12 protein-coding genes are annotated in these 20,793 nt (G+C 53.6%); 8 read left to right on the top strand and 4 right to left on the bottom strand.

The window, feature by feature from the left end; genetic code table 11:
• Positions 1–439 precede the first annotated feature (439 nt).
• Entirely contained in the window at positions 440–1,528 is a 1,089-nt protein-coding gene (locus VIJ98_RS20455; RefSeq protein WP_323271281.1) for an efflux RND transporter periplasmic adaptor subunit, read from the top strand.
• The gene (locus VIJ98_RS20450) at positions 1,528–4,572 is read left to right on the top strand and encodes an efflux RND transporter permease subunit (RefSeq protein ID WP_323271279.1); all 3,045 of its coding nucleotides are present in this window, start codon (positions 1,528–1,530) and stop codon (positions 4,570–4,572) included. The genes VIJ98_RS20455 and VIJ98_RS20450 overlap by 1 nt, the downstream gene beginning before the upstream one ends.
• A gap of 86 nt (positions 4,573–4,658) precedes the next feature.
• On the opposite strand, the gene VIJ98_RS20445 is transcribed toward VIJ98_RS20450, so the two are convergent.
• Entirely contained in the window at positions 4,659–5,699 is a 1,041-nt protein-coding gene (locus VIJ98_RS20445) for an AI-2E family transporter (RefSeq protein WP_154156833.1), read from the bottom strand.
• A 125-nt stretch (positions 5,700–5,824) separates the two neighbouring features.
• The gene (locus VIJ98_RS20440) at positions 5,825–8,512 is read right to left on the bottom strand and encodes a cation-transporting P-type ATPase (protein WP_323271278.1); all 2,688 of its coding nucleotides are present in this window, start codon (positions 8,510–8,512) and stop codon (positions 5,825–5,827) included.
• Between the two features lie 760 nt (positions 8,513–9,272).
• On the opposite strand from VIJ98_RS20440, the gene VIJ98_RS20435 reads away from it, so the two are divergent.
• The 3 genes from VIJ98_RS20435 to VIJ98_RS20425 are packed head-to-tail and all read left to right on the top strand — an operon-like array spanning position 9,273 to position 14,382.
• Positions 9,273–10,358 carry an efflux RND transporter periplasmic adaptor subunit gene (locus tag VIJ98_RS20435; RefSeq protein WP_323271277.1) on the top strand — a complete coding sequence of 362 codons (1,086 nt, stop codon included), beginning with the start codon at positions 9,273–9,275 and terminating at the stop codon, positions 10,356–10,358.
• The gene (locus VIJ98_RS20430; protein ID WP_323271276.1) at positions 10,358–13,420 is read left to right on the top strand and encodes an efflux RND transporter permease subunit; all 3,063 of its coding nucleotides are present in this window, start codon (positions 10,358–10,360) and stop codon (positions 13,418–13,420) included. Before VIJ98_RS20435 ends, VIJ98_RS20430 begins: the two co-directional genes overlap by 1 nt.
• Positions 13,417–14,382 (top strand): acyltransferase family protein, encoded by a 966-nt coding sequence (locus tag VIJ98_RS20425; RefSeq protein ID WP_323271275.1) that lies wholly within the window; start codon positions 13,417–13,419, stop codon positions 14,380–14,382. The genes VIJ98_RS20430 and VIJ98_RS20425 overlap by 4 nt, the downstream gene beginning before the upstream one ends.
• Here the strand turns inward: VIJ98_RS20425 and VIJ98_RS20420 are convergent.
• Positions 14,369–15,886, bottom strand: coding sequence for an alpha/beta hydrolase (locus tag VIJ98_RS20420; protein WP_323271274.1), 1,518 nt, complete (start codon positions 15,884–15,886; stop codon positions 14,369–14,371). The genes VIJ98_RS20425 and VIJ98_RS20420 overlap by 14 nt on opposite strands.
• Positions 15,876–16,433 carry a lipid IV(A) palmitoyltransferase PagP gene (gene pagP, locus VIJ98_RS20415; RefSeq protein WP_407330505.1) on the bottom strand — a complete coding sequence of 186 codons (558 nt, stop codon included), beginning with the start codon at positions 16,431–16,433 and terminating at the stop codon, positions 15,876–15,878. Before pagP ends, VIJ98_RS20420 begins: the two co-directional genes overlap by 11 nt.
• Positions 16,434–16,786: 353 nt before the next feature.
• Between pagP and fic the strand changes: the two genes are divergently transcribed.
• From fic to cspA, 3 genes are all read left to right on the top strand, one after another.
• Positions 16,787–17,863: a protein adenylyltransferase Fic gene (gene fic, locus VIJ98_RS20410; protein WP_154156693.1), complete on the top strand. Its 1,077-nt coding sequence runs from the start codon at positions 16,787–16,789 to the stop codon at positions 17,861–17,863.
• 483 nt (positions 17,864–18,346) lie between these two features.
• Positions 18,347–20,248: an acyltransferase family protein gene (locus VIJ98_RS20405; protein ID WP_323271272.1), complete on the top strand. Its 1,902-nt coding sequence runs from the start codon at positions 18,347–18,349 to the stop codon at positions 20,246–20,248.
• A gap of 261 nt (positions 20,249–20,509) precedes the next feature.
• Complete coding sequence (cspA, locus tag VIJ98_RS20400) at positions 20,510–20,722, top strand: RNA chaperone/antiterminator CspA (protein WP_007885867.1); 213 nt, start codon at positions 20,510–20,512, stop codon at positions 20,720–20,722.
• The last annotated feature ends 71 nt before the right edge of the window (positions 20,723–20,793 follow it).

Raw genomic sequence — 20,793 nt, 5'->3', positions numbered from 1 at the left:
TTTTCCCGAAGCATACTGACCGTGGTCATGTTTTTACCGATTTAGAAGTGTGATGCTAATAGTTATAGCACTGATTGCGTAGCGTTATTATTTAAACGCAAATAGAACGGGCGCGTAACGCATATTAATTTTAGTTTCATCTCGGAATCTATTATTCATAGGGGGAATTATTATGAATAAAATACACAACCTGACAATGCCGATGATTATTTCCTTTATTATCATTGCAGTATCATTAGCTACCGCCATCGGTTTACTCTCTTACCATGTGGTTTCACGCATGGTGGCATAATTGATTTCGCTAAACACAGCTAAATTAAACCAAGGTTAAACACACAAAATTCATTTCCTCTAATGGCCCTTATTTTGCTGAGGGTCATTATTCCCTCCTTCAGACAATGGCATATTCCCGCCCTTTCTCTCTTATTGAGGCTGGGGTATGAATAATTGGCCAGTGCTGGGCGCACTTCTAATTTGTTTAGTTTTGATCGGTTGTGACAATAAAAGCGGTGATGAAATCAGCGCACCGCGCGTAATTAAAGCGCTAACGCTGACGGAAAATACCACAGAAAAAGTCAGGGTATTTCCGGCGCGTATTTCAGCGGGCGATTACACCGAACTGGCCTTTAAGCGTACCGGGCGACTGGCGCAGTTGCAGGTGCGTGAAGGCAGCCATGTTAAGGCTGGCGAGGTGATTGGCCGACTGATCGATACCGATGCGCAATTGCGGGTCAACGATCAGCAAAACAGATTCCTGCTGGCAGATCGCCAGTATCAACGCTTTAGCGCGCTGGCCACGCGCAGTGCGGTTTCGCAGGCAGATATGGATGTGCAAAAGGCGAACCGCGACTCCGCTGCCGTGGCGCTCAACATCGCCAAAGAGGAGCTGGATTATCACACCTTGCGTGCACCCTTTGATGGCATCGTCACCAGCGTAGCATCCCAAAATCATCAGGTGGTCGCCGCCGGACAAACGGTGGCGGTGATCAGCCGCAACGATGTGCTGGATGTGATTTTCAGCGTGCCGGAAAACCTGTTCACCAGCCTCGACGTGCAGAACCTGAGTTATCAGCCAGAGATCAGCCTGAATGCGCTGCCGGGCCGGACGTTTCGCGCAGCATATAAAGAGCATCGCGCAGAAGCTGATGCCGCCACGCTAACCTGGCAAGTGGTGCTGACCATGCCGCGTCCCACGGATTTACCGCAGGTCAGCGGCTTGAGCGGCACGGTGAAAGTGCAGATGCATAACCTGCCCACTTCCGATGGCACGCCGCTGCTGCGCGTGCCGGCCAACGCGGTGTTTAACCCGGATCATAGCCTGCCGAATCAGCCTTACGTGTGGCTGGTGAGCGGTGAAGGCGATGCGCTTAACGTCCAGCAGCAACCGGTAGTGGTGGGAAAACTCAATGCGCAGGGCATCGAAATTCTCTCCGGCTTAAAAGTGGGCGATCGCATTGTGGTGGCGGGCGTTAGCGATCTGCGTGATGGTCAGGCGGTGCGCCTGTGGACACGCGAGCGAGGTCTGTGATGCTCCTGCTGGAACAGTTTCTCAAATACCCGATTCGCAGCTGGCTGGTGATCCTGCTGCTCGGCGTGGGTGGCATTTTTGCGCTGCTCAATATTGGTCGTCTGGAAGATCCGCTTTTCACCATTAAATCGGCGGTGATCGTGACGCATTATCCCGGCGCGTCGGCGCAGCAGGTGGAAGAGGAAGTTACGCTGCCGCTGGAGAACGCCTTGCAGCGTTTGCCGTCGCTGGACAACGTCAGTTCGATCTCCAGCAACGGTCTATCGCAGATCACCGTTACGATTCACAGCCACTATCGCGCCGACGATTTGCCGCAGGTATGGGATGAACTCCGTCGCCGCGTTGACGATGCTACACGCCAGTTTCCTCCCGGCGTCAGCGCACCGCTGGTGAATGACGACTTCGGCGATGTGTACGGTTACTTCTTTACCCTGTCGGGCGAGCACTTCACCAACAGCGAGCTGCGTACCTACGCCGATCAGCTGCGGCGTGAGCTGAATCTGGTGCCCGGCGTGGCGAAAGTGGCAATTGCCGGTATCGAGCAGGAGCAGGTGAATATCACGCTCTCCAGCCAGAAGATGGCGGCGCTGGGTGTGACGCCGCAGCGCCTTGCCGCGTTGCTCAATAGCGTTAATGCCGTTTCCGATGCAGGCCAGATTCGCCTCGGCAATGAAGCCATCCGCTTCCATCCCACCGGCGAATTTCAGTCGCTGGACGAGATCGGCGCGCTGCCGATCTCTGCGCCCGGCAGCAGCCAGCAAGTGTTGCTGCGCGATATCGCCACGCTCAGCTATGGCGTTACCGACCAGCCGGGCAATCTCTATCACGCGAACGGCAAAGCCGCGCTGGCGATGGGCGTTTCCTTTGCGCCTGGCGTCAACGTCATCGACGTCGGCGATGCGTTAAGCGCCAAAATTCAGCAGCATCAGCAGGTCAAACCGCTCGGCATCGATCTGAACGTGTTTTATAACCAGGCGCAGGAAGTGAAGCAGTCAGTGGATGGCTTCATCAATAACTTCCTGATGGCGCTGGCGATTGTGGTGGGAACGCTGCTGCTGTTTATGGGCGTACGCAGCGGCATGGTGATCGCCGCCTCGCTGGCGCTCAATGTGCTGGGCACGCTGCTGATCATGTATCTGTTTAAGCTTGAGCTGCAGCGCGTGTCGCTGGGTGCGCTGATTATCTCACTTAGCATGCTGGTGGATAACGCCATCGTGGTGGTGGAAGGCATCAAGGTTGATCGCCAGCGCGGCAAGCCGTTGCAACAGGCGATGATGCAGATGGTAAAACGCAGCGCGCTGCCGCTGCTCGGCGCTACGGTGATCGCCATCATCGCCTTCGCGCCGATTGGTTTATCGCAGGACTCCACCGGCGAATACTGTAAATCGCTGTTCCAGGTGCTGCTGATTTCTCTGCTGCTGAGTTGGATCACCGCGCTGACGCTGACGCCGGTATTCGTTCAGTGGATGGATGGTCGGCAGGTTGTCAGCAAAGAAACCGCGCAGCCGTATCAGGGCGTGGTGTTCCGACTGTATCGCCGTGTGCTCACTACGCTGTTGCGCTTCCGCATCACCACGTTGGTGCTGATGGCCGCGTGTCTGGCAACCTCGATCTATGGCTTCGGCTACGTGAAGCAGAACTTCTTCCCTGCCTCCAATACGCCGATTTTCTTCACCGATCTGTGGCTGCCGTATGGCACCGATATCCATTACACCGCACAAACGGCGCGCGAGATTGAAGGCTGGATCAGCCAGCAGCCGGGCGTCACCCGCACCGTGACCACCATTGGTCAGGGCGCGATGCGGTTTACGCTGACCTACGACGCGACGCGCCAGTACAGTAATTACGGGCAGATTATGGTGCGCGTGCAGGACGCGAAGCAGCTGGAAACGCTGGCGCAGCAGACCGAGCAGCACATCCGCGATCGTTTCCCGCAGGTGACGGAGCGCATCAAACGCATCAATTTCGGCAGTGCCAGCGACAGCGCGATTGCGTTGCGCGTCACCGGCCCCGATCCCATTATGCTGCGGCAGATTGCCAGCCAGATAGATGACATTTTCCTCGCCGAAGGCAGCGCGTTTCCGCCGCGTAATGACTGGCAGGCGCGCAGTAAAGTGATCCGTCCGCAGTATTCGCCGCTGCGCGGTCAGGAGCTGGGCGTGGACAAGCGTGATATCGACCGGTCGCTGCGTATCAACTTCAGCGGCGATAGCGTCGGTTTGCTGCGCGAAGGCTCGCGGTTGATGCCGATCATGCTGCAAACCGCCGAGCAGGAGCGGCAGAATATCGATCATCTTGGCAATATTCAGGTGTGGAGTCAGGCGCAGCAGCGCTATGTGCCGCTGGCCAATCTGGTAAGTGATTTCCAGCTGGAATGGGAAGATCCGCTGATTATGCGCCGCGACCGCATGCGCGTCTTGACGGTACAGACCGATCCCGATCCCGCCAGCGGTCGCACCGCCGCAGAGATTGTGGCGCGCGTGCAGCCGGCAATCGAAAAACTGAATTTGCCCGCCGGCTATCATCTGGAATGGGGCGGTGAGCTGGAGAGTTCTCGTGATGCCCAAAGCGGTCTGCTTGGCTCGCTGCCGTTAGGTTTCCTCGCGATGTTTATCATTACCGTGCTGATGTTTAACTCGCTGCGTGATGCGCTGGCCATTTGGATTACCGTGCCGCTGGCACTGATTGGCGTCACCTGCGGCTTCCTGCTTACCGGCATTCCGTTTGGTTTTATGGCGTTGATTGGTTTGCTGAGTTTGTCGGGGATGTTGATTCGTAACGGTATCGTGTTGGTTGAGGAAACGCGCCAGCTGGCGCGGCATCAGCCGTTGCAGCAAGCGATTCTGGATGCCGCAACGTCGCGTCTGCGCCCGATCCTGCTCACCGCCTTCACCACCGTGCTCGGCCTGCTCCCGCTGCTGCGCGATGTGTTTTTCCAGAGCATGGCGGTGGTGATCATTTTCGGTTTAGGATTCGCTACAGTGCTGACGCTGCTGGTGTTGCCGGTGTTGTATCAGAGTTTTTATCCTGGTAAGAAGGTTTGATGCTGGGGTATGTTGAGGTCGCCATAAATGGCGACCCTACAAAAGCGTGAGCAATAAAACGTTCGGGGTGTTCGTAGGGTCGCCATTTATGGCGACCTTTTTGAAAAATGCTCTCCCTGCGTTTCATTCCCAGCGCTCGCCAGAAATATCTTTTTCAACATAAAGGTCAGTGGAATCGCCAGAATCGCGCCGATAATACCCAACAACGACTGCCAGATAAGAAACGCCAGCAGCTGGGTAGTGAGCGCCATATTTAGTCGTTTTCCCAATAATAACGGCTCAATCACTGAACTCAGTATTAAATTCAGCGCCACAAAGAACAGCGCAACCACCAATGCGGTTTGGATATCGTACAGCATATAACTTTGCAGCACTGGCGGGATCGCCGCCATAAAGGAACCCAGCACCGGAATATAGTTGAAGACAAACATCAATACGCCCCAGAAAAAGGCGAACTTCAGGCCGAGAAGATGCGCGCCTGCCCAGACAATAATGCCGCCGACAATACTGGTCAGGGTTTTTACCTGGGCATAAACGATCACACTTTGCACGCCCTCTTCGAGCGCCACGTAATAGCGCTGATATTTCCCTTCGGCCTGTTTGCGTAACAGGGTTTTCAAATTTTTCATTTCATACAGCATGAAAAACAGCATCAGAAAGACCATCAGCCACCAGGAAAGAATGCTGGGAATTTGCGTGAGGAAACCAGTGACAAAACGCACAACCGCACCTGCATCGACAAACGCCAGCATGTCGTTGGGCGTCAACACAATGCCCAGATGACTAAACGTCTGCGTCACCGGCTCGAAGCGTTCGGCCAGTAGCTGCGGCGCCTGGCGGCTCAGCTGGATTAAATCGGGGGTTAATACCGTGAGTTTGATGATGGTGAACACAATCACCAGTAACAGCAGCACAATCACCAGCAGGGATGAGAGCAAACGCGGCACGCGTTTTCTTTCCAGCCGACTGATTAATGGGTCGAGCATTATCGCCAGAAACAGCGACAGCATCACCTGATTAATTAACGCCGATGCCAGATAAATACCGGTGAGAATTATGGTCAGCGTGGCGAGAATTAACAGTACGCGCAAAAGTCTTGACCATAAAGGAAACTCGTTCAATCCCATCATTAAGATCCTTCATCCTATACAAAATGTATTATAGAGAAAAACCTGTGCGTTGGGCCTTGTTTGAGGTCAAGTGACGAAAAACATTCAGGCCGCGATTACTCCGGCCTGAATGTCACGCGCTATTAATTGATTCTGAATCTCCGCGTTAATGGTTTTTCGATTTCGACAATTAAAAACATCACGAAGCCAATGATCAGGGTAATAATCCAGTAGCGTAACGGTAGCGCGGTGGTACCAAACAGCAGCTGCATAAAGGGCGCGTAAATAATCAGCAATTGCAGGACCAGCAGCACGCCGCTAACAATCCAGATGCCTTTATTCATCAGCAAACCTTTGCTGAGTGAGAAGCCGTCGGACACACGGCAGTTCAACATATAGAACCATTGCGCCGTCACCAGCGTTTGTAATAACACCGTACGAATAAATTCCGGCGAATAGCCGCGCGGTTGCAGCCAGGCTTCCAGTACGAAGGCGCTGATGGCGATCATCGAACCAACAAAAATCACGCGCCAGATGGCGAAACCATCCATCACGTGCAGTTTGGGATCGCGCGGCGGACGACGCATGATGTTGGGTTCACCCGCTTCAAATGCCAGGCCGAAAGAGAGCGTGGCGGAGGTCGCCATGTTCATCCACAGAATCAACACCGGCGTCAGCGGAATTAAGTTACCCGCCAGCAAGGCAATGATGATCAGCAAGCCCTGCGCGAGGTTGGTTGGCATGATGAACAAAATGGTCTTTTTCAGGTTGTCATACACTCGCCGCCCTTCACGCACTGCGCTGGCAATGGTGGCGAAGTTGTCGTCGGTTAACACCATATCGGCGGCTTCTTTGGTCACTTCGGTGCCTTTAATCCCCATGGCGATACCGACATCGGCCTGCTTCAGCGCAGGCGCATCGTTAACGCCATCGCCGGTCATCCCGACCACTTCTTTCTTGCTCTGTAGCGCCTGCACCAAACGGAACTTATCTTCCGGGCTGGTACGGGCAAAGATGTCGTAGGCCTGCGCCGCCTCGCCGAGTTGATGATCATCCATTACTTCCAATTCACGTCCGGTAATGGCAGTACTGGCGTTGCCGATCCCCAGCATCTGCCCAATACTCATCGCGGTTTGTGGATGGTCGCCGGTGATCATCTTGACGCGAATCCCGGCTTGCAGGCAGTCGCCAATCGCGGTGATGGCTTCCGGTCGCGGTGGATCCATCATCCCGGCGATGCCGAGCAGAATCATGCCCTGCTGCAGATCCTGATGCGTCAGTTCACTTTGTCCTGGCGTGGCCGGTTTCCAGGCCGCCGCCACCATGCGTAATCCCTCGCGCGCATACTCTTCAATTTTGGCTTCCCACCACGCCAGATCGATCGGTTGCAGCCCGGCTTCGGTTTGCTGCTGCTGGCAATGTCTGAACAGCACGTCCGGCGCGCCGGTCAGCAATACGCACTCTTCATCGCCGATCAGATAGTGCGTCGACATGTATTTGTATTGCGAATCGAAGGGGATTTTATTGCGCAGTTCGGTGGTCACTGAGGGTAATTGCCCTTTGGCGGCCAGCACCTTGAGCGCACCTTCCGTAGGGCCGCCGGTGATTTTCCACAGGCCGTTTTCATCTTTGATCAGCTGGCTGTCGTTACACAGATCGATGGTGCGCAGATAGCGCTCCAGGATCGAGCCTTGCGCCACTTTCACCGGAACCGCGTCATCAGCTTTATGGATGGCGCCGACCGGTTCATAGCTGACGCCATCAACGCGGTAGATTTGATCGGCGGTGATAATCGCTTTCACCGTCATTTCATTCATGGTCAGCGTGCCGGTTTTATCCGAGCAGATCACCGTCATCGCGCCCAGCGTTTCCACGGTCGGCAGCTTGCGGATGATCGCCTGCTGTTTCGCCATGGTTTGCACGCCAAGCGACAGAATGATCGAGATAATCGCCGGTAATCCTTCAGGAACCGATGCCACGGCGAGGCTGATCAGTGACAGCATCAGCTCAGAAACCGGCATGTCGCGGAACAGCAAACTGAAGACAAACAGCGCGGCCATCATCGCCAGGATGATCAGGAAAATGGCTTTGCCGAGTTTATCCATCTGCACCAATAGCGGCGTGCGGTGCTTTTCGATATCGGACATCATCTGGTTGATGTGGCCAAGTTCCGTGGCGCCGCCGGTGGCGATCACCAGCCCTTTACCGCCGCCCGAACTCACGGTGGTGCCGGAGAACAGCAGATTGGTGCGGTCGCCGAGCGGCAGCTCTCCGGTCAACGCGTCCGTGCCCTTCTCGACCACGGTGGATTCGCCGGTCAGAATCGCTTCTTCAACGCGCAGGTTATGTGCCTCAATCACGCGCAGATCCGCCGGAATACGGTCGCCGGCGCGGATCACCACCACATCACCCGGCACCAGCGCGGTGGTAGGCAGCGTTTCGTGATTACCCGCGCGGATCACCACCGTTTCGCTGGAGAGCATATTGCGAATACTTTGCAGGGATTTTTCCGCGTTGCTCTCCTGAATGTGTCCAATCAGGGCATTCACCACCGCGACACCAAGGATCACCAGCGTATCGACCCAGTGTCCCATTACGGCAGTCAGCAGCGCGGCGGCGAGCAGAACATAGATGAGAACATCGTTAAAGTGGGCGAGAAAACGCAGCCAAACCGGCTTGCCGGGTTTCTGTGGCAGAGCATTTTCCCCGTACTGTGTTAAGCGCGCCGCCGCTTCAGCACTACTGATTCCCTCGCTGGAACTTTGCGTACTGGCCAGCGTTTCATCGACAGAAAGTTGATAATAGGTACTTTCCGGTTTAGCAGTATTCATCGCTTTCTCCTCAAATCCTGTTTCGGAAATCAAGGCGGTGATATCCCGTGATTAACAAGTCGCCATTGAACGAAAAGATCAGACCTGACTTACTCAGCTAGAGAAGTGGTCCGTTTCAGATTGAAATATATGTAATTAATCGCTGCTCAGCGGCAGTGGAGCAGCCGTATTATCTATACGAATTTGAAAGTATTTTGAAAAATGAACGCTATAAACGTAGCACAGGGATATTCAACACATTCATTTCTCAATAAAAGTCACGAGGCGGAACGCAATTATCTCATCAGACTAATCCGATCACTGAGAATAATAAAAATATAGTGTGATAATTCATAAGGCTGGGCGTTTTTGATCAAATAATGAGGTTGCTTTACGTAAGTATTTTATACTGCATTTGTGGTGTTTAAATCTCTATATTTGAAATACCATGAATTTAAATGCTATTTATTTCATCAGAAATATTACAAGCTATCTGCCTTTACTTTTTTTGACATCTGCGTCTATGCTCATCGATAACAAAAACATCCCGTTAATACTTCTCACCTTTTAGGGCGATGGCGCAGTTTTTCTGTGGTCATGGTTAATGGAGGCAACGATGTATGGTTATAGCCTGCTCCGTCTGAGTCTTTATGTTGTCATTGCAATTGTTACCTGCTCCGCCGTAGGGCTATTCACTTACGCGGTTGTTTCTATGCTTGGTAATTAAATTATCCACTCAAATAATGCCAACAATGGATTCGTTGTTGCTGAGGATAAAACAGTGACTCGTTATATTACGCTGGTTGCCATTGTTATATTTATAACAACTGGTTGCGATCAAAAAACACAGGAAGTCACGCCACCGCCGCGCATGGTTAAAGTCGTTGAGGTTATGGCTTCCGGCGAATCTCAACAACGCATCTTCCCGGCACGCATTGAGTCCGGCGATTCCACCGATTTGTCGTTTAAACGTGCAGGGCAAATTGAATCGCTGGATATTCGCCAGGGCAACCGCATTGAGCAGGGCCAGCTCATCGCCAGGTTAACGGCGCGTGAAGCACAGCAGCGCGTCAATGAACGCCAAACCGCCGCCACTCTCGCCCAACGGCAATTTGACCGCTTCCAAACGCTTTCCGGTCGTCAGGCGATTTCAAAGGCAGAAATGGACGTGCAGCGTGCCAACCGCGATGCGGCGAATGCTGCGCTACAGATCGCCCGTGAAGAGCTCAGCCAAATGACGCTGACTGCGCCGTTCACTGGCGTGGCCGCCGTCGTCAATGTTCGCAACCATCAGGTGGTCGCCGCTGGACAGACCATCGCCACTTTAACCCGCAACGATCTGCTCGACGTGGTGTTCAGCGTGCCGGAAAACCTGTTTACCGCGCTGGATATGCGCAATCTGAGCTATCGCCCGGTGGTGCGCATCAACTCGCTGCCAGACCGCGAATTCCAGGCCGATTACAAAGAGCACACCAACAGCAGTAACACCAACTCGCTGACCTGGCAGATCATTTTAACCATGCCACGTCCGGACGATTTCCCGGCGGTGGGCGGCGTCAGTGGCACGGTGACGATTAACCTCGCCAATCTGCCCGCCAACGTGAACCGCGAATCGCTGGTGGTGCCGGTGGAAGCGGTGTTCAATCCCGATAACAGCCAGCGCAATGAACCGCATGTTTGGGTGGTGCAAGGCAGCGGCGAGCAGTTGACGTTAGAAGATCGTAAAGTCAGCGTCGGTGAAGTGACCGATCGCGGCGTGGTGATCACCGACGGGCTGCATGCCGGTGAGCGCGTGGTCGCGGCTGGCGTCAACGAGTTACATGCTCAACAACCGGTACGCATCTGGACGCGTGAGCGGGGGCTGTAATGGATATCTCCCGGCAGTTTATCGATAATCCGGTCCGCGTCTGGCTGGCGATTCTGTTATTGGGCGTCGGCGGTATTTTTGCTCTGCTCAATATTGGTCGTCTTGAGGATCCGGCGTTTACCATTAAAACGGCGGTGGTTGTCACCCACTATCCCGGCGCGTCTGCTCAGCAGGTGGAAGAGGAAGTCACTTTACCACTGGAAAATGCGCTGCAGCAGTTGCCTTATCTGGACAATGTCAGCTCCATCTCGTCCAACGGACTGTCGCAGATTACAGTGAACATTGACTCGCGTTACCACTCAAACCAGTTGCCGCAAATCTGGGATGAACTGCGGCGCAGAGTCGGCGATGCAGCGCGTTTCTTTCCTCCCGGCGTGGCCGCGCCGTTCGTTAACGATGATTTTGGCGATGTGTTTGGTTTCTTCTTCGCCATTTCGGGCGACAACTTCAGCAATCCGGAACTGGTGCAATACGCCGAACAGCTGCGTCGTGAACTGGTGCTGGTGCCCGGCGTCGGTAAAGTGGCGCTGGGCGGCGTGATCCCGCAGCAAATTAATATCGATGTTTCCCTGACGATGATGGCCGCGCGCGGCATTTCGCTGCCGCAACTCGCCAGCGTGCTGAGCCGCCTCAACGTGGTTTCTAATGCTGGCGACATCAAAGCCGGCACGGAATCGATCCGTCTGCATCCGACCGGCGAGTTTCAGAACATTGAAGAGTTAGGCGACTTGCTGGTCAGCGCACCGGGCGATCACGCCACCACCCGCTTGCGCGATATTGCTACGCTGTCGCGCGGGTTAAGTGAATCGCCCGCCAGCATTTACCACGCCAGCGGACGTCCGGCGGTTACCATGGGCATTTCGTTTATTCCCGGCGTGAATGTGATTGATGTCGGGCGCGCGCTGGAGGCCAAACTGCAACAGATGTCGGCGGAAAAACCGGCGGGCATCCAGATCAACGTGTTCTACGATCAGGCAGCGGAAGTGGCGCATTCGGTTAACGGCTTTATTGCTAACTTCCTGATGGCGCTGGCGATTGTGGTTGGCGTGTTACTGATTTTTATGGGCGTGCGCAGCGGCATTATTATCGCGCTATCGCTGGCGTTGAATGTGCTGGGCACGCTGCTGATCATGTATCTGTGCGGCATTGAGTTGCAGCGCATCTCGCTGGGTGCGCTGATTATCGCGCTTAGCATGCTGGTGGATAATGCGATTGTGATTGTCGAAGGCGTGCTGATCGCGCGTCAGCAAAATTCGCCGCTGATGACCACCATCAACTTTGTCATTCGCCGCACCGCCTTCCCGCTGCTGGGCGCGACCATTATCGCCATTCTGGCGTTTGCGCCAATTGGTCTTTCGCAGGATTCCACCGGCGAGTACTGTAAATCGCTGTTCCAGGTATTGCTGATTTCCCTGCTGCTGAGCTGGTTCTCGGCGCTGACCATCACGCCGGTGCTGATCAAATGGTGGTTGTTTAAAGCGCAGGCAGCTACCAAAGTTGAGGCTGAGGTTTCGCCTTATAGCGGCGGTTTTTATCGTCTCTATCAGCGCATGCTCAAGGTGCTGCTCAGGCAAAAAACTGTCACGCTTGCGCTGATGGCGGTGCTGCTGGCGCTGGCGATTTGGGGCTTTGGATCGGTACGGCAAAACTTTTTCCCTTCGGCCAATACGCCGATCTTCTTCGTCGATCTCTGGCTGCCGTACGGCACCGACATCAACGCCACCGAGCAGATGGCCAGCGACATTGAAAAATCGATCACCGGTCAAAAAGGCGTGGTGTCCACCGTCACCACCATCGGCCAGGGCAGCATGCGCTTTATCCTCACCTACAACGGGCAACGCCAGTACAGCAACTATGCGCAAATCATGGTGCGCATGGACGATCAGCGCAATATCGCCGCGCTGTCACACCGTATTGATGCCTACATTGCGCGCCAGTATCCGCAGGTGAACGCCAGCACCAAACGGGTGATGTTTGGCCCTTCAGGCGGCAGCGCAATTGAGGTGCGGATTAAAGGTCCCGATCCCGACAGAATGCGCCTGATCGCCAGCCAGGTTGGCGACATCCTCACCGCCGATCCCGCCACTGACACCGTGCGCAATGACTGGCAAAACCGCAGCAAGGTGATTCGCCCGCAGTTCAATCTGGCGCTGGGCCGCGAGCTGGGCGTCGATAAACAGGACGTGGATAACGCTCTGGAGATGAATTTCACTGGCAGCCGCGTTGGGCTGTACCGTGAAGGCGCTGACCTGCTGCCGGTAATCGTGCGGCCACCGGCCAGTGAACGGCAGGACGCTAATCATCTCAATAACGTGCTGGTTTGGAGCCAGAGCCAGCAGCAGTACATCCCGCTCAGCAACGTGGTAAGCGGCTTTGCGCTGCAATGGGAAGATCCGCTGATTCTGCGCCGCGATCGCAGCCGCGTGCTCACCGTGCAAACCGACCCGAATCCGCTCAGTAACGATACTTCGGGGGATATTGTGGCGCGCGTGAAGCCGCAGATTGAGCAAATCCCGCTGCCGCACGGTTACAGCATTGAATGGGGCGGCGATGCGGAGAGCTCCAGTGAAGCGCAGCAAGGCGTGTTTACCTCGCTGCCGCTGGGTTATCTGGTGATGTTCGTGATCACCGTGCTGATGTTCAGCTCGCTGAAAAACGCCATCGCTATCTGGCTGACGGTGCCGCTGGCGCTGATTGGCGTGACGCCGGGCTTTTTGATCACCGGGATTCCGTTCGGCTTTATGGCGCTAATCGGCCTGCTGAGTCTGAGCGGCATGTTGATTCGTAATGGCATTGTGCTGGTCGAAGAGATCGAACAGCAGAAGCTGTTGAAGCCGCAGGCTGAAGCGATCATCTACGCCGCCACTTCGCGTCTGCGCCCTATTCTGCTCACCGCCTTTACCACCGTGCTCGGGCTGGCGCCGCTGCTGCGCGATGTGTTCTTCCAGAGCATGGCGGTGGTGATCATGTTTGGTCTGGGCTTTGCCACGGTGCTAACGCTGCTGGTGCTGCCGGTGATTTACGCCTGCTTCCATCGTCAACAGGTGGCGATTGCGTCATGAATGTGACCGGCCTCAACGTGATTAAAACGCTGGGATGTATGACGGCGGTGACGTTTTTTACCGTGTATAACACCTGGGATCGCTACGATTACGATTATCACTGGATTCTGGCGTTTCTGACCTTTATCTCCACCATCGCCACGCCGCTGTTTTTTGTCGTCGCCGGGATTATGGATGCCCGTTCCGAGCAGGACGTAAACTGGCAGATGGGCAAGATTCGCAATCTGGTGATCGTGTTTCTGTTCTGGATGACAGTCTATTACCTGTGGGAGCCTTATCAGCGTGGCTACTTGATTCAGCCGTGGTTCGTCTTCTCGTTTATCATCATCTACAGCTTTCACCCGCTAATGCTCTGGCTGAGCCAGCATCGGCGCGCGTTCATTGGGCTGGTGTTTGCGCTGTTAGCCTTTTCGTATGGCTACGATTTGCTGGCGGTGCTGCATCCGGAGGATCCGCTGTTCCGGCTTGAGCCGCAATATCGGCTTTGGACCTGGCTGCTGTTTTATTTAACCGGCCAGCTGCTGTGCGATCCGCTGATTAATGACTGGATGGAGCGTAAAAAGGTGGCGCACGGCGCGGTGATCGCCCTGCCCTTTATCTACCTGTTTACCTGGTTTTATGAGCAGCACTTCTTCTTTGCGTTATTCAAAGCCGATCGCAACGCCTTTATTCTCACCGGTTCGCAGATCTATCTGCTGGTGGTGGTGCTGGTGATCGCCGCCAGCCAGGTGCGCTTTCGCCGCAATGCGGTGGTCAAAGAGACCATTCTGGCGACCATCAGCAAAACCATGACCGGCGTCTATATCCTGCACTACTCGGTTTTCCATCTGCTCACCGCGCTGATTCCAATCACCTCGCTGGCGACCAAACTGACGCTGATTGCCGTGACCTTCGCCGCTTCGGTGCTGCTCTCCAAATTGATCCTCGCCAGCGGCTGGCTGAAAAAAGTTATAACGCTGTAAAGCAAGCCGGCAGATTGGGCTGGCTGCTGCAATCAATGCGCCCCTTAATTTTCAGCATCATGTAATCAAAAAACGGATTGGATGTGTTGCGCATCAGCGTATCCAGCCCAACGATCAGGCTGGCGGTTTCACCGCGCAGCGAGATGGTACCGAAGCTAATGCCATAACGATTCTTCTCCGTTGGCTCGCGGCCATACAGCGAGTCGCTGAGCGGGAACGGCACGGCAATGTGCGATAACGAATAGGTATCCTGCGGCCAGGCTTCATGCATCGAACGCACGATCTCTTGCGTCTGATCCGCCGGCGTCATGCGCGCCACGGTTTGATAAGTGGTCGGTGATGCGTTGGTGATCACCGTTGAAGCATAGCGGCGCGGCGCAGGCGGCAACAAATCATTGACCGCCGAATAGAGCGCTGGCCTGAACAGCGCGCGTAAGTTCGCGGCCTGATTGACGTCGAACATCACCAGTTCACTGCCGTTATCCGGTAAATAGCGATAGAACGCATTGACCACCGCGCGGGTGCTGACGGTGGAATCCAGCACCGACTGGAAAGTCAGCACTGGCGGAAACGCCGACATGGTGCCGCCGCGAATCACATGCAGCAGCTGATCCTGCATCGCCTGAGTCAGCAGCCACGATTGACGCGCCGCGCGCACCGGAAACGAGTTGTATTTAAAGGGATTGTATTCCGGGATGATGCTCAGCCACGCCGCTTTGGCGAAGCCGGGAATGATGGCGGGCCAGCCGGCTAATCCGGCAAAGCGTGCATAAGCGGTGACGCCAATCATCGGCGACAGCAATACCAACTGTTGCGGCTTGCGCAGCGCGTTGTTCTGCAGCGTATCAAGGCTGTATTTCACCGCCAGTGCACCGCCGTTCGAGTATCCAACCAGATGCAAAGGCACCTTGCTGCCCGCCAGGCGCGTCGCTTCCCGCACCGCTAAGCGGGTTGCCGCCATCCACATTTGCCAGTCAACTTTAGTGAGCGAACCGGGCGCCGTGCCGTGTCCCGGCAGTCGCGGCACCACCGCCACAAATCCCTTCTGCTGATACGCCTGCGCCAGATAGCGCATGCTGTAGGGCGAGTCGGTTAATCCATGCAACAGTACCACCGCGCCTTTCACTTCACCCTCTGGCTCGAGGATATAAGAGCGATTCCAGTCGGTATTAAATCGCGCTGGATACACCGGGCTTTGTGCGTTGAAGCGGTTGAGTGCCGTTTTCTCATCGTCACTGAGTTGATCGGTCACGTTGATTTTCATGTCGTGGAAAATGGCCGCTTCACGCGTCAGATAATCCGCGAAGCTGGCGCGATCGATCTCATCCACCGACATTTCATCCGCCGACCACGTATGCCAGCGATGCAGTGGCGGCCCTTGTTCGGATTGATAACCACGGATCACCAGGAACATCACCAGCAAAATCAACACACCTAAAGCAATGCGCTTAAGGACTTTGCTGATGCGGTCTTTGTGCAACGCGTTGGCGGAATCAGAAGGCATAGCGTACCCAGGCGAACAGCACGTTACCGTTATTGTACGTGCCAGGAATGTAGGTGAACTGCACGTTGAAATGTTTATAACCGGCGGAGAACAGCGGCAAAACAATCGGCAGCGGCACGTAATTGGCAAAGTCATCGCGCGCGGTAATCCCGGCGGTTAGCCCAAGACCGAGACGGAAATCTTGCGCTTGATCCAGATACCAGCCTTTCTCCCAGCCATAACCCACGATCGGCTGCCATTTGTTATGGGAATCTTTAAACGCCATGGCATAGAGCGCGCTCCAGTTGCCGTCTTCGTTAATACGCGAGACGCCAAACCCGCCGCCCCACGGCGTTTCATTGTAGTTATCGGTTTTCTCTTTATCGTAGGCGAAGCGGGCATGCCAGCTAATGAAAGGCAAATAGAGGTCGTAATACTGCGGTTCCTGCCAGGTTTGTGAAACGTCCTGCTTTAGCCACTCCCAGCCATCGCTGAGCGAGTTGTTCGCCGAGGCGGGACAGACAAACAGGGCCAGAGTAAGCAACCAGGCCGCCTGAAGAGTTCGCATCATGTATGCCTCTGAAATTCACCGCCAGGAAAAGGAGTGGAAAAGCTGATTTGCTCAAAAGGCAGATCAAGCCACTTATTCGGTTAGATTATAGTTGCTTGTTATTGCTATAGGAAATGACCTGGAAGGGCTAATGCTGGATTAGCTGTGCTCGCGTTTTCACCCAAAAGAACGTAAAAGGGATATGTCGATAAAATCGAGTTTTCTAAACATGTCGCCTCAACATGTTTACGCCATCGACACGTTAAGCGCATATGTCGATAAAATGCGTTTTTTTAAACATAACGCCGTGACATGTCGATGCCATCGACATATTATGACTATATGTCGATAAAAATGGTTTTTTTAAACATATGACCTGGAAAGCTGAAACCCCTTTCAACGACCTTCCTCTGTTGCCGCCGGAACTCGAGCGCATTGAAACACGTAAGGTACTCAAAGCATGTATTACTGCTCGCGCGGCAATAGCCGAGCTGAAAACTGCAGGGGAATTGATCCCGGATCAGGGTTTACTTATCAACATCCTCCCGCTGATGGAAGCGAAGGATTCATCACGTATTGAGAACATCGTCACAACCAGCGACCAGCTGTTTCAGTACGCCGATCGAGAAGAGAATGCTAATCCGGCAACCAAGGAAGCACTCCGCTATCGCACCGCACTCTACAATGGTTATACCCATCTGGAGACGCATCCTTTGTGCACCAACACGGCAATAGCGATCTGCACCAAACTGCGAGCCGTTCAGACAGATATTCGTAAAACGCCAGGCACGGTGCTCCGCGATCAGAATAACGATGTTGTTTACACGCCGCCCGTGGGTGAAACCGCCATTCGTGACTTAATGGCGAATTGGGAACGCTTTATACATGGTGAGGATGATCTCGATCCGTTGGTCAAAATGGCTATTTCACACTACCAGTTTGAGTGCATCCACCCGTTCCCGGACGGTAATGGCCGAACCGGCCGCATCCTGAATATCCTGTATTTGATCCAGACTGAATTACTGTCGCTACCAATTCTCTATCTTTCACGTTTCATTCTGGAAAGACGGGACGATTATTACTCTCTCCTGCGCGGAGTGACTGCTGAAGAAGATTGGGAATCCTGGATATTGTTTATGCTGGAAGCCGTGGAGAATACCGCCCGATGGACAACCAAAAAAATCGCTCTAATTCGCGCGCTTATGGCTGAAGTCACCGAGTATGTTCGTGAGAAGTTACCCAAAGTGTATACCCATGAACTGCTGCAGGTGCTCTTCGCTCAACCTTACTGCCGCATTGAAAACCTGGTAGATCGCGGGGTGGCAAAACGTCAGACGGCCTCTGCTTATCTTAAGCAACTCGTCGAGATCGGTGTGCTTGAGGAACTGAGTTACGGGCGCGAGAAGTTGTATATGAACACGCGACTGTTACAAGAGTTGAACCAGTAGATCAGATGTTTCGATAATTGCTATGCGAAGTTGCGAGGAAGCCCATTTCAGGCTTCCCCAATTGTTATCAGAACGGCCCAACTTAATCGCCACGCCAATCAGTAGCATCACCTCGCAGATAACAAACCACACGGCGATGACCGGCGCGACAAAGCGCAGCCATTTGCCTGCTTGGAACAGCTGCCGCGCATTACCTTTGGCAACTGCTGAGCCATTTTTTTACTGCGTCTTTAGAAAAAGAAGCGTGCGGTCTATTCTGAATATTAAGTGTGGTTTCTAATTTTAAAAATCAGCTGTTTAAAAAAGAGTGTATTTATAAGCCGCTGAAATAGTTATTCTGATTATTGAAAAATAAGATTAATGACCCGGCAAGCAGTTCCATGCTTGTTAAATCCGCCGAAAGTGATGGCTTTCACATCTGTTGATTCATATTTTCACAATCCTTACATTGTTTCTTATATTCTTCTGCGTGGATAACGCCTCATGAATTTCCGCACCGATATTAATGGGCTACGCGCCTATGCTGTGATGCTGGTTATCCTTTATCACTTCGGATTCTCCAGCGTCAGCGGGGGTTTCCTCGGTGTGGATGTGTTCTTTGTCATCTCCGGGTACTTAATGACGGGGATAATTCTGACGCGTCTCAATAAGCAGAACTTCTCTTTATTGGGATTTTATGCTGCGCGCTGCCGCCGCATTATCCCGCCGTTAATGGTGCTGTGTCTGATATTAATGCTGGTGGGCTATTTCCTGATGCCGCCGGATGAATATAAGAAAATGGCGGAGCATGCCGTCTCCAGTTTGAGTTTTATTTCCAATGTGGTCTATTTCAAACAGGGCGGCTATTTCGAAACCGGCTCGGTATATAAATGGTTGCTGCATACCTGGTCATTAAGCGTTGAGTGGCAGTTCTATTTGCTGTTACCGCTGGCGCTGATGTTTACGGCACGTTTCCTGCGCCAGCAGTTTGCCTGGGCGATGGGCATCGCCGCGCTGCTTTCATTTGGGCTGGTGCTGGCAATGGTGGCAACCAATTTCCATCTCACCGCGACTTATTATCTGTTGCCAACCCGTGCGTGGGAGATGCTGGCAGGCGGATTGGTCTATCTGGCACCAAAAACCGCGCTTAGCGGCCAACGCGCGGTTCCGCTGCTCGCCATTATTGGGCTGATTGTCTGTGCGCTGTTGTTTGATGAAAGCACGGCCTGGCCGGGCATCATGACGCTGATTCCAGTGTTGCTGACCGCAATGATCATCCATGCCAACGTGCAAAACAGCATCTGGTTCAACAACCGAATGGTGCAGCACATCGGTAAAACCTCGTATTCGATCTATCTGTGGCACTGGCCGCTTTGGGTGTTCTGGCATCTGGCCGATTGGCCAATCACGCAGGTTAGCCAGGCGATGCTGATTCTGCTGTCACTCGCCGCCGGTTGGGCGTCATACGTTCTGGTTGAGAACAAACACGGCTGGCTGAGTGGCAAAACCTACGTGACGCTGGGACAAACCGCGTTGGTGCTGCTTATGGGCGTGCTGATTGTGGCAAAAGCAGGATTTCCCTCGCGCGCGCCGCAAGTGGTCGCCACCATCAAACAGTATTCACTGGAGCGATTTGTGCGCGGCGAAAACTGCTTTGTGTTCAGTGGCACCACGTCTCCGCAATGCGTTTTCGGCAATGCCAGCCAGGTTAATCTGGTGGTATTGGGCGATAGCCACGCCGCCGCGATGTTGTCTTCGATTGTCGGCAGCGCCAGAGCGGAGGATTCAGTGGTGTTTATCGCGCAATCCGGATGCCCATCTGTACCGGATATCCATCGCAGTGCCAGCCCCGATTGCGGTGGCTTTGTGAAGAATGCCATCGCGGATATCGAACGGAAATATCCCCGTGCGTCGGTGCTGATTATTAACCGCTTATCCTTCTATCTACATGGCGATTATGGCAGCGGCAGCAATACGCCTAAATACTCATTTATCAATGACGTAAGCTCCATCGCTGCCTATCAGCAGCATTTCGGTGCGGCGGTGAAACAGCTCGCCACACATCGTCGCGTGTTTATTATGACGCCGGTTCCTGAGTTCGGTTACGACGTGATCTATCGCATGTCGCGCGATGCAATGCGCGGCAAAGCGCTGGCCGTTCAGCAAACGCGCGCAGAGTATCAATCTCACAATCAGGAGACGCTGGCGATGCTCAACAATATCGCGGCTCAATCGCCAAATGTCGCCTTGCTTGATGCAACCCTGGGATTCTGCGACAACGACTTCTGCTACGGTGCCAAAGATGATGTGCCGCTGTATCGCGACGATAATCATCTTTCCGAAGTGGGGAATAAAAACCTGAACGGCGTGTTTGGTGGCATGTGGAAAATGATCGACAGAATTTAGCAGCCGTTCAGCCATCCAGGTCTTTAAACGGTTAAAATAATTAAACTTATTCGTTGCTAAATTATTACCGCTATGTCTTAATGCATCACCGGTTTGGAACACAGACCTTATGAAAGCAGTTTTAGTAAAGCAGTCCTCAGTTCAAGTGTTATCCACAGATATCCTTCTTCGAGAGCCTCCTCCTAAGTGCCCAATAAGTAAATCTTTCACTTCAGGCCAAATTCGCCGCAATTTAGTGGCTCATCAAATAAGGAATTATCTATGTCTAACAAAATGACTGGTTTAGTAAAATGGTTTAACTCTGATAAAGGTTTTGGCTTTATCACTCCAAACGATGGCAGCAAGGACGTATTCGTCCACTTTTCTGCTATCCAGAGCGACAACTACAAAACGCTTGATGAAGGTCAGCAAGTTTCCTTCACCATTGAAAATGGCGCCAAAGGCCCAGCAGCGGGCAACGTAACTCCGCTGTAAGCCGCGCCCATTATCCGCGACGCTTACAATAGCGATGAAGACAATAGTCTGAGCAGATAAGAACCGCTGAT

This window comes from Pantoea sp. S18 (assembly GCF_045689705.1).
Lineage (GTDB): Bacteria > Pseudomonadota > Gammaproteobacteria > Enterobacterales > Enterobacteriaceae > Pantoea > Pantoea symbiotica.
The sequence above is the reverse complement of the archived record's forward strand: the minus strand, read 5'-3'. Positions and strand labels throughout refer to the sequence as shown.